The 10,650-nt window shown below is 69.8% G+C and carries 8 protein-coding genes; 3 read left to right on the plus strand and 5 right to left on the minus strand.

Going from position 1 to position 10,650, the window contains the following annotated elements; translation table 11 throughout:
- The coding region (locus G7A99_RS13195; RefSeq protein ID WP_163140840.1) for an efflux RND transporter periplasmic adaptor subunit at positions 1 to 631 on the minus strand (631 nt) is incomplete at its 3' end.
- A 153-nt stretch (positions 632 to 784) separates the two neighbouring features.
- Here G7A99_RS13195 and G7A99_RS13200 point away from each other — a divergent pair.
- Entirely contained in the window at positions 785 to 1,558 is a 774-nt protein-coding gene (locus G7A99_RS13200) for an MBL fold metallo-hydrolase (RefSeq protein ID WP_163140843.1), read from the plus strand.
- Positions 1,559 to 1,621: 63 nt separating this feature from the next.
- On the opposite strand, the gene ribA is transcribed toward G7A99_RS13200, so the two are convergent.
- The 3 genes from ribA to wrbA are packed head-to-tail and all read right to left on the minus strand — an operon-like array spanning position 1,622 to position 3,889.
- Entirely contained in the window at positions 1,622 to 2,239 is a 618-nt protein-coding gene (ribA, locus tag G7A99_RS13205; RefSeq protein ID WP_163140846.1) for a GTP cyclohydrolase II, read from the minus strand.
- Between the two features lie 35 nt (positions 2,240 to 2,274).
- The gene (locus G7A99_RS13210; protein ID WP_163140849.1) at positions 2,275 to 3,231 is read right to left on the minus strand and encodes a glutathione S-transferase family protein; all 957 of its coding nucleotides are present in this window, start codon (positions 3,229 to 3,231) and stop codon (positions 2,275 to 2,277) included.
- Between the two features lie 55 nt (positions 3,232 to 3,286).
- Positions 3,287 to 3,889, minus strand: coding sequence for an NAD(P)H:quinone oxidoreductase (wrbA, locus tag G7A99_RS13215; RefSeq protein ID WP_163140852.1), 603 nt, complete (start codon positions 3,887 to 3,889; stop codon positions 3,287 to 3,289).
- Positions 3,890 to 4,018: 129 nt separating this feature from the next.
- Between wrbA and G7A99_RS13220 the strand changes: the two genes are divergently transcribed.
- Positions 4,019 to 4,963 carry a LysR family transcriptional regulator gene (locus tag G7A99_RS13220; RefSeq protein WP_163140855.1) on the plus strand — a complete coding sequence of 315 codons (945 nt, stop codon included), beginning with the start codon at positions 4,019 to 4,021 and terminating at the stop codon, positions 4,961 to 4,963.
- Here the strand turns inward: G7A99_RS13220 and G7A99_RS13225 are convergent.
- Positions 4,894 to 8,595: an EAL domain-containing protein gene (locus G7A99_RS13225; RefSeq protein ID WP_163140858.1), complete on the minus strand. Its 3,702-nt coding sequence runs from the start codon at positions 8,593 to 8,595 to the stop codon at positions 4,894 to 4,896. The genes G7A99_RS13220 and G7A99_RS13225 overlap by 70 nt on opposite strands.
- Positions 8,596 to 8,797: 202 nt before the next feature.
- Between G7A99_RS13225 and G7A99_RS13230 the strand changes: the two genes are divergently transcribed.
- Positions 8,798 to 10,650, plus strand: a 1,853-nt coding sequence (locus G7A99_RS13230; protein ID WP_163140861.1) for a Clp protease N-terminal domain-containing protein, incomplete at its 3' end; no start/stop codon positions are given.

A 10,650-nucleotide genomic window follows, 5' to 3' on the forward strand; every position in this document is an offset into this window, starting at 1 on the left:
ACACCGTTACCCGCAGGGGGTCGAGATCGACGACCTCCGCCACCTCGCCGCCGGCGGTGAGGTAATCGCCCTCCTCCACAGTGACGGACTCGAGGATGCCGTCGAAGGGGGCGCGCACGTCGGTGTTGGCGATCTCCTCGCGTATCGACGCCAGCTCGGCACGGGCGGCCTCGAGCGCGGCCTCCGCCGCCTGGCGCTGGGTGGTGGACTGGTAGCCACTGTCGGCGAGACGCCGGGCGGCGGCCGCCTCGGCCTCGCGCTGGCTCACCAGCGCACGGGCCTCGGCCAGGCGCGCCTGACGGTCGTTCATGGCGATGCGGGCGATACTCGCCCCTGCGGCTACCGGACGGCCCTTGGTGAGCGGCGGCTCGGCAACCCGTCCGCCGGTCTCCGCACGCACGCTCACGCGGCGGTCGGGCCGGGACTGCCCCTGGAGGACGAGCCAGCGCGTGATGGTCCGGGCCTGCTGCTCGCTGACCTGCACGCGCATCGCCGCCGGTGCGTTCTCCGCCGGCGACGACGCCGCGGCCGGTTCGGCCCCGCCACGGGCCAGATAGCCGCTGGCAATCCAGCCCGCCAGTGCCACGAGCACCAGGACGGCGATCAGCCAGGGGCGCATGTGCCGTGTCACTCCTCGCCTCCTCAACACGGGGGGTTCGTGGGGGAATCGACCGGATTGACCTGTGTCAAAAGCCCTCCGGCCGTATGCGATAGCCTCTGCGATGGGGGTTACGGCCCGACACCATACCTCGCCGAAGCCTCATCAGGAGGATCCGGACCGACGATGGCAATCGAACTCTACAACGACGGCCACCATGCCTGCTATACGTTCGACTCGCTGGTTTCCGGCGAGCACGGCATCCAGTCCAACCAGTTCCTCATACTGGACGGGGACGCCGCAGCCTTGGTGGACCCCGGCGGCGATCTCACCTACACACCGCTGTCGGTGACCCTGGGCCGCCAGATCCGTCTCAAGGAAATGGACTACGTGTTCGCGTCCCACCAGGATCCCGACATCATCGCCTCGCTGGACCGCTGGCTGATGTACACGGACTGCAAGGTGGTGTGCTCGAAGCTGTGGACGCGCTTTCTGCCGCACCTGGTGCCCGGCTACCAGAGCGCACGCATCGTCGACCGCATCGTCGGCCTGGAGGACGAGGGCGGCAGGATCCCGCTGGGCGATTCCGTGATCAAGGCCGTGCCCGCGCACTTCCTGCACTCGGTGGGCAACTTCCAGTTCTACGACACCACCGCGCGGATCCTGTTCTCCGGCGACATGGGCGCCTCGCTGGTCGAGGACCACCCCGGCGAACCGGTCGAGGACTTCGAGGCGCACATCCCCACGATGAAGGGCTTCCACCAGCGCTACATGGTGGCTAACCGCGCCTGCCGGCTGTGGGCGCGCATGGTCCGGCAGATGGACATCGACTGGCTGGTGCCCCAGCACGGCCGGCCGTTCAAGGGCCGCGAGATGATCCACCGCTTCCTGGACTGGATCGAGAACCTCCCCTGCGGAATCGACCTGCTCGACGAGAGCAGCTACCGCGTGCCCCGTTAGGCGGCAACGCCGGCCACCCACGCCGGGCGCCACCCGTCCGGCGCGCCGCGGACGCCGCGCGGGTCAGTCGTCGAAGAGGTGGCCGAACTTGGCGGCCTTGGTTTCCAGGTAGCCGTGATTGTGGGGATTGCGGCCGGCCTGCAGGGCGATGCGCTCGGCCACGTGGACGCCCGCCCCCTCGAGCCCGTTCACCTTGCTGGGATTGTTGGTGAGCAGCCGCACCGACGTCACCCCGAGATAGCGGAGCATGTCCGCGGCGACGGTGTAGTCGCGGGCGTCGGCGGCGAAGCCCAGGGCCTCGTTGGCCTCCACCGTGTCCGCGCCCTCACGGTCCTGGACGGCGTACGCCCGGATCTTGTTCAGCAGCCCGATGCCCCGGCCCTCCTGGCGGAGGTAGACCAGCACGCCGCGGCCCTCGCGGCCGATGCGCCGCAGGGCCTCCTCGAGCTGCGGGCCACAGTCGCAGCGCTGGCTGAACAGGGCATCGCCGGTGAGACACTCCGAGTGCACGCGCACCAGCGCCGACTCCGCGCCGTCGACCTCGCCCATGACCAGGGCCACGTGCTCACGCCCGCCCCCCGGCTCCTCGAAGCCGTGGATGATGAACTCCCCCCACCGGGTCGGAAGCCGGGCCGCACTGACGTGCACGGCACCGGGGCTGCTGGCTGCCTGTTCGCTCATGGTCCCGTCAATCGTGGATTGAACCCGTCACGATATCACGCCCCCCGCCCGTGCGGGGCCTCGAGGTCGATCTCCGGGCCCACGGGGATGACGCCGGTGGGATTGATCGTCGGGTGCGAGGTGTAATAGTGGCGCTTGATGTGATCGAGGCTCACGGTCGGCGCCACCCCCGGCACCTGGTAGATCTCGCGGGTGTAGGCCCACAGGTTCGGATAATCCACCAGCCGGCGGATGTTGCACTTGAAGTGGCCGACGTAGACCGGGTCGAAACGCACCAGGGTGGTGAATAGCCGCACGTCCGCCTCGGTCAGGCGGTCGCCGGCGAGGTAGGGCTGGCGGGCCAGCCGTGCCTCGAGCTCGTCCAGGGCCTCGAACAGCGCCGTGACCGCCTCCTCGTAGGCCGCCTGCGCGGTGGCGAAGCCGGCCTTGTAGACACCGTTATTGACCCGGTCGTAGACGAACGGGTTGATGGCGTCGATGGCCTCGCGATGGTCAGCCGGATACAGATCGACGTCGTCCCGGCCCCAGCGGTCGAACGCGGTGTTGAGCATCCGCACCAGGTCGGCGGACTCGTTGTTGACGATGGTGCCCTCGCGGGTGTCCCACAGGGTCGGCACCGTGACCCGCCCGGTGTAGTCCGGCCGCGCCCGGGTATAGAGCTGGTACAGGTGATCGAGGCCGTGCAGGCGGTCCCCGGTGGCGCCCGGGTAGTCGCCGAACGACCAGCCCTGATCCCCCATGTACGGATGGACCACCGACACCCCGATGACGTCCTCCAGGCCCTTGAGGCGCCGCGTGATCAGCACGCGGTGGGCCCACGGGCAGGCCAGCGAGACGTAGAGGTGATAGCGCCCGGGCTCCGCGGCGAAGCGCGCCGAGGGCTCCGGCGAGACCCAGTCGCGGAACACCGTCTCCGGCCGCTCGAAGCGCCCGCCGGTGCTGTCGGTGTCATACCAGCGATCGTGCCAGACACCGTCGATGAGCAGACCCATGTTCGCCTCCTCTGGCAGTCCGCGCCCCGCGGCGGTGCCGCGGGGACCAGTGGCCTTAGGCCGCGAGCTTCGCCGCGATCTCGGTAACGTGGCGCCCCTGGGCGCGGGCGAGCGAGCGCTCCTTGTCCGTCGGCTGACGCGAGCCGTCACCGCCGGCCATGGTGCCCGCACCGTAGGGCGAGCCGCCGCGGGGCTCGCTGATGTCGAACAGCTCCGGGGCCTTCGCGTACGGCAGCCCGACCAGCACCATGCCGTGATGGGCCATCGTGAACCACGCACTCACGATGGTGGTCTCGTTGCCGGCGCCGGTACCCGTGGAGGTGAACACGCTGCCCACCTTGCCGGCCAGTGCACCGCTGGCCCACAGCCCGCCGGTCTGGTCGAGGAAATTGCGCATCTGCCCGGCCATGTTGCCGAACCGGGTCGGCGTACCGAGGATCACCGCGTCATAGTCGGCGAGCTCGCCGGGGGAAGCCACCGGGGCCGCCTGATCGAGCTTGGCGCCGGCATTGCGCGCCGCCTCCTCGGGCATGGTCTCGGGTACCCGCTTGACCACGACCTCGGCGCCGGGCACCTCGCGCGCCCCTGCCGCGACGGCATCCGCCATCTGCTCGATGTGACCATACATGCTGTAGTAGAGGACCAGTACGCGTGTCATATCGGAATCTCCTTCGCCCTGCTATTGAGTACGGTCTCAGGCTAACTGAAAACCCTGAGGCGACAATCTTCTTGATTCCGAAAAAACTGTTTCCTATAAGTAAACGATAACCTTTGCCGGAGCCCTGCCATGGACCGATTCGCCGCCCTCGAGGCCTTCGTCGGCGTTGCCGAGGAGGGCAGCTTCACCGCCGCCGCGGAGCGCATGGACGTCTCCAAGTCGGTGATCAGCAAGCAGGTCAAGGCACTCGAGCAGCATCTGGGCGTACGGCTGTTCAACCGCACGACCCGACGGCTGCACCTCACCGAGCCCGGGGCGCAGTTCCGCGACCGGGCCCTGCGCATCCTCGAGGAGCTGGGGGAGGCGGAACGCGCGGTGGGCGACCTCCAGGCCCGGCCCCGCGGCCTGCTGCGGGTCAATGTACCCGTCTCCTTCGCCCTGCAGCACCTCTCCGCCGTACTGCCCGCCTTCCTGGACCGTTACCCGGAGCTGTCGGTGGACGTGGTCCTCAACGATCGCTTCGTCGACCTGGTCAACGAGGGCTTCGACGTGGCGATACGGATCACCGAGCTCCAGGACTCCAGCCACATCGCCCGCCGCATCGCCCCCTGTGAGGGCTGGATCTGCGCGTCACCGGACTACCTGGCCCGCCACGGCCGGCCGCAGACGCCGGAGGCACTGGCCGGGCACGCCTGCCTGGTCTATGCCTACGCCCGCAACACCCGGGAATGGCGGCTGACCGGAGCGGACGGGCGTACCCACCGGGTCCCCGTACGCGGGCGCTTCCAGGCCAACAACGGCGAGATCCTGATAGACGCGGCCTGCGCCGGCACCGGGCTGGTGCTCACCCCGGATTTCATCGCCAACCGGGCAGTGGCCGAGGGCCGGCTCGAGCGGGTGCTCTGCGATTACCGGGCCCCGGGGATGGCCATCCACGCCATCTACCCCTACACGCACAACGTCTCGGCCAAGGTGCGCGTGTTCATCGATTTCCTGCGCGAGTGCTACGGCGACGGACCGCCGCCCTGGGCATGGGAACGGCTCAACGGGCGATCGGAGCGCGCGGGCAGCTGATCCCCCAGGCACGCGAGCAACCGGTCGCCCAGCACCTTCAGGCGGGACAGCCCCTGCCGGGCGCGGCTGCTGTCGCCGCGCTCGTGAACGGTGAGCATCGCACGGGCGAAGCGGTGCACCCGGCGGTGCCGACGGTCGAGCTCGTCCAGCGCCCCGGCCTCCGCGCCGCGGCGCACCCGCTCCCGGTCCAGCCACTGGCCGAAACGGCACTCGCGGTGATCCATTGCCGGCGGCACCGCCCGGCAGCCGTCGAGGAAGCCCTCCAGGGCCTGCATCCACAAACGGTGCTCGATGCCGGCGAGGTGCAGGGGCAGCATCTCCTGGGGGACCGTCTCCTGACCGCTCCAGCGGGGATACGGGCGCCACCGGCGGCGCCAGGCCGGAAGCGCCTCCGGCGGCATCGGCCGGGCGATGGCGAACCCCTGGGCCAGCTCGCAGCCGAGCTTGAGCAACAGCTCGCCCTGGGCCTCGTTCTCCACACCCTCGGCAACCACGTCGTGGCCGAATGCCCGCGCCAGCCCCATCACGCCCTCGACGATGGCGAAGTCCTCCGCGTCCTCCAGGCTGTCGGCGACGAAGCTCCGGTCGATCTTGAGCTCGACCACGGGCAATCGCTTGAGGTAGGTCAGCGAGGCGTAGCCAGTGCCGAAGTCGTCCAGCGAGAAGTACACCCCGAGGCGGGCACACTCGCGCATCACCCGGGTGACGTGGACCATATCCTCGAGCGCGCTGGTCTCCAGGACCTCCAGCCTCAGCAGCCCGGGGTCCACGCCCGGGTGCCCGGCGAGGATGTGATGCAGGCGTTCGGGGAAGTCGGGCTGCTGGAGTTGCAGCGCCCCGATGTTCACACTCAGCGGCAGGGTCAGCCCCTCCGCCTGCCAGGCCGCGAGCTGGGCGAGCGCCCGGTGCAGGACACGCTCGCCGATCTCCAGCGAGACCGGGTGACCCTCGATCGCCGGCAGGAACCGGGCGGGTCCGAGCAGGCCTTGCTCCGGGTGGTGCCAGCGCACCAACGCCTCCGCGCCGACCAGCTCGCCGGTACGCATGTTCACCTTGGGCTGGTAGAACACCGTGAGCTCGTCGTCCGCCAACGCCTGGCGCATGCGCGCCACATCCTCGTGGAACCCGCGCAGGTCCCGATCCCGGGCGACGTCGAAGACATGGACCCGATTGCGGCCCGCGAGCTTGGCCTGGTACATGGCCTGATCGGCCTGGCGCAGGAGCTGCTCGGCATCCACCGACTCCGCCTGGGGGTAGCCGGTCACACCGAGACTTGCGGTGAGGCTGATCGAGCGCCCGTCGATCTCCACCGCTCGCGAGGCCACGTCCGCGAGCCGGGCGAGCATGCCCTCGTCGTCCGTCGTCGGGTCGATGTCCGCGAGCACGGCCACGAACTCGTCGCCGCCGATGCGCGCCAGTGTGTCCGTGGCCCGCAGCGCACGGCCGAGACGGCCTGCGATGGTGGTGATCACGGCGTCGCCGACCTCGTGGCCGTGGCTCTCGTTGACGCGCTTGAAACCATCCAGGTCCAGGTACACCAGGGACAGGGAGTGGCCGTCACGGTCGGCACGCGCCATTGCCTGGGCGAGCCGGTCGCCGAGCAGCACCCGGTTGGGCAGGTCGGTCAGGGCATCGTAGTGGGCGATGTGTTCGAGCTGGCGCTGGCGGCGCTTCTCCTCGGTGATGTCGGAGAACAGCGCCACGTGATTGCACACCCGGCCGTGCTCGTCGCGCACCACGCTGATGGTGAGCATCTCGGCGTAGATCGCACCGTCACGGCGCCGGTTCCAGATCTCGCCACTCCAGTGACCGGACTCGTTGAGGCTCCGCCACATCGTGCGATAGAAGGCATCCGGCTGCCGCCCCGACTTGAGGAGGGCCGGGGTGTTGCCAAGGGCCTCCTCGCGGGAGTAGCCGGTAATCCGGGTGAAGGCATCGTTGACGTCGACTATCCGGTTGTCCGCATCGGTGATGGCGATGCCCTCGCGGGCGTGCGTGAAAACGCTCGCGTCCAGTGCCAGCCGTTCCTCGGCCCGCCGCCGCTCGGTGACATCGTGGACGATGGTGAACAGCAGCTCCCGATCGTCCTCGCGCACGGGCGTCGAGTACACCTCGACGTCCCGCTCCTCGCCGTCGGCGAGGCGGTGCCGGAACTCGAAGTGATTGCGGCTCTGCCCCACCGCCCGGGCCATCTGGCGTTTCAGCTCGGCCGGCGGCAGTGTGTTGATGGCGCCGATGGGCATCCCGACGAGCTCGCCCGGGGAATAGCCATAGAACGCGCACGCTGCCTGGTTCGCGGCAATGATACCGCCGCCCGCGGGGTCGATGATGAGCATCACCGAGGCGTTGCGCTCGAAGAACAGCCGGAAGCGCTCCGCCTCCGCCGAGGCCCGGGCCTCGGCCTCATGGAGGCCGGACATGTCCTGGATGGTGCCGATAACCTGGCCGTCGCGGCCACACGAGCCCCCGGCCCGGTGCCAGCGCTGCTGGACGTGGCGGAGCCGTCCATCCGGCAGCACCAGCCGGTAGCTCAGCATCCCCTCGTCCGGCGCCCCGCCGCCACCCGCGGGGGTCGCCGCCACCCGCTCGCGGTCATCCGGATGGACCCGCGAGAGCAGCGCCCGCGGCGAGGCCGGTGTCTCCGCCGGGTCCAGCGCGAGGAGCCGGAAGACCTGCGACGACCACCAGTATCCGCGGCTGGGCTCCCCGCGGGACCAGCTGCCGATTTCCGCGATGCGCTGGGTCTCGGCCAGCAGCGCCTCGCTGCGATGCAGTTCGTGCTCCGCCTGCAGCTCGGCGCGTAACGCGCCCACCTCCGCCTCGCGGCTGGACAGGATATCCAGGAGGTCGTCGATGTGCCGGCCGTAGAGCTCGCGCACGATGTCGTGACGTGTCACCAGACCGGAGATGACGCCGTCGGCGCCGGTCACCACCAGCCGCCGGACGCCCGCCTCGTCCATGCGCGCGACGGCCACGGCCACGCTCGCCCCGGCAGCGACGGTGTGTACCGGCATGCTGGCGAAGCGCACTAGGGGCTCATCCTCCACCGCCCCGGCGGCGTCGGCCTCGATGCGCACCAGGTCCCGCTCGGTGAAGATACCGACGGGCCGGGCGCCGCGCTCGAGCACCACGCAGGACACCTGGTGGTGAACCATCAGCGCCACGGCGTCGGCCACCGTCGCGGTCTCGCCCAGGGAATGCACGCGGTGGGTCATGATGCCGGCGACGGCGGACAGGCCGGCAGACAACTCGCCGGCGAGCAGCTGCATGAACTCGCCGTCGCCGACCAGGCCGGCAAGCCGGCCATCCGCGTCGACCACCACGAGGTGACGGAGCTGGCGGTCCACCACCAGGCGATAGGCCTCGCGGTAGTCCATGGACACCGGCGCCGTCACCGGATGGCGCGTCATCACGCCGGCAACGCTCACACCCGCGGTACGCCAGCCGCGATAGGCCAGCCGCACCGCATCGCGCTCGGTGAGTATGCCCACCGGCCGGCCGTCCTCGATCACGACGACGGCGTCCGTCGACTCGCGCCGCATGCGGGCCAGCGTCCCGGGCAGCCCTGCATCCGGCGCGACGGTCAACGCCCCGCCACGCGATACCATGTCGCCCAGCGTTCTCACCGCCACGACGGCACCACCCCCAATGTCGACGACCCGGGCTACGCGGCTCCGGCTGCCGTTTGGAATCGTATCGTTATTGCCGGCGACGATAGCACAGCAACGGGGTCGGCGGTCGGCCGCTGGATACGCCGGAACGTTGCAATCCGGCGCGCCCTGCCCCATCTATGGCCTCAGACGATGAATCGAGACTTCCAGAGGTGTCGCCCATATGCAGATGGACAGACTGACCACCAAATTCCAGACGGCCCTGGCGGAGGCACAGTCCCGCGCGGTGGGCCGCGACCACCAGTTCATCGAGCCCGAACACGTGCTCATCGCCATGCTGGACCAGGAGGGCGGCGGCATGCGCCAGCTCCTCCAGCAGGCCGGGGTAAACGTCAACTACCTGCGCTCCCGGCTCGGTGAGGCGCTCGACCGCATGCCGCAGGTGGAAGGCACCGCCGGCGACGTACAGCTCTCCAAGGACCTGGGGCGGCTGCTCAACGTCACCGACAAGCTCGCGCAGAAGCGCAAGGACGCCTACATCTCCAGCGAGCTGTTCGTGCTCGCCCTGGTCGAGGACCAGCGCGCCAACGCCGGCGAGATCCTGCGCCGCGCCGGGGCCGAGAGCTCGGCGATCGAGCGCGCCATCGAGGCGGTGCGCGGCGGCGAGAATGTCTCCGACCCCAACGCCGAGGACCAGCGCCAGGCGCTGGACAAGTACACCATCGACCTCACCGAGCGCGCCGAGCAGGGCAAGGTCGACCCGGTGATCGGCCGCGACGACGAGATCCGGCGCACCGTGCAGGTGCTCCAGCGCCGGACCAAGAACAACCCGGTGCTGATCGGCGAGCCCGGCGTGGGCAAGACCGCGATCGTCGAGGGCCTCGCCCAGCGGATCATCAACGGCGAGGTGCCGGACGCGCTCCGCGACAAGCGGCTGCTGTCGCTGGACATGGGCGCGCTGGTGGCCGGCGCGAAGTACCGCGGCGAGTTCGAGGAGCGGCTCAAGGCCGTGCTCAAGGATCTCGCCAAGCAGGAAGGCCAGGTCATCCTGTTCATCGACGAGATCCACACCATCGTGGGCGCCGGCAAGGCGGAAGGCTCCATGGACGCGGGCAACATGCTCAAGCCCGCGCTGGCCCGCGGCGAGCTGCACTGCATCGGTGCCACCACGCTGGACGAGTACCGCCAGAACATCGAGAAGGACGCCGCGCTCGAGCGCCGCTTCCAGAAGGTGCTGGTGGACGAGCCCAGCGTCGAGGACACCATCGCCATCCTCCGTGGCCTCAAGGAGCGCTACGAGGTCCACCACGGCGTGGAGATCACCGACCCGGCGATCGTCGCCGCGGCCACGCTCTCACAGCGCTACATCACCGACCGCCACCTCCCGGACAAGGCCATCGACCTGGTCGACGAGGCCGCGAGCCGCATCCGCATCGAGATCGACTCCAAGCCCGAGGAGATGGACCGCCTCGACCGCCGACGCATCCAGCTCAAGATCGAGCGCGAGGCGCTGAACAAGGAGTCCGACGAGGCGTCGCGCAAGCGACTGGCCGCGCTGGACGAAGAGCTCGGGGAGGTCGAGCGCCGCTACGCCGAGCTCGAGGAGGTCTGGAACTCCGAGAAGGCCGCCGTGGAGGGCACCCAGAGCATCAAGGAGGCCCTGGAGCAGGCGCGCCTGGACCTGGAGACGGCGCGCCGCGCCGGCGACCTCGGGCGCATGTCCGAGCTGCAGTACGGGCGCATCCCGGAGCTCGAGCGCCAGCTCGACATGGCCTCGCAGGTGGAGATGCAGGAGATGCGGCTGCTACGCACCCAGGTCACCGACGAGGAGATCGCCGAGGTGGTCTCGAAGTGGACCGGCATCCCCGTGGCCAAGATGCTCGAGGGCGAGAAGGACAAGCTCCTGCGCATGGAGGAAGCCCTCGGCGAGCGGGTGATCGGCCAGCAGGAGGCGGTCAGCGCCGTGTCCAACGCGATACGCCGCTCCCGTGCCGGCCTCGCCGACCCGAACCGGCCCAACGGCTCGTTCCTCTTCCTCGGCCCCACCGGCGTGGGCAAGACCGAGCTGTGCAAGGC

It is taken from the genome of Arhodomonas sp. KWT (assembly GCF_010993615.1).

Excerpts from the sequence above, each read along its gene's own strand:
- G7A99_RS13200 (WP_163140843.1), top strand. The coding sequence starts at position 785 with ATGGCAATCGAACTCTACAACGACGGCCACCATGCCTGCTATACGTTC.
- ribA (WP_163140846.1), bottom strand. The coding sequence starts at position 2,239 with ATGAGCGAACAGGCAGCCAGCAGCCCCGGTGCCGTGCACGTCAGTGCG.
- G7A99_RS13210 (WP_163140849.1), bottom strand. The coding sequence starts at position 3,231 with ATGGGTCTGCTCATCGACGGTGTCTGGCACGATCGCTGGTATGACACC.
- wrbA (WP_163140852.1), bottom strand. The coding sequence starts at position 3,889 with ATGACACGCGTACTGGTCCTCTACTACAGCATGTATGGTCACATCGAG.
- G7A99_RS13220 (WP_163140855.1), top strand. The coding sequence starts at position 4,019 with ATGGACCGATTCGCCGCCCTCGAGGCCTTCGTCGGCGTTGCCGAGGAG.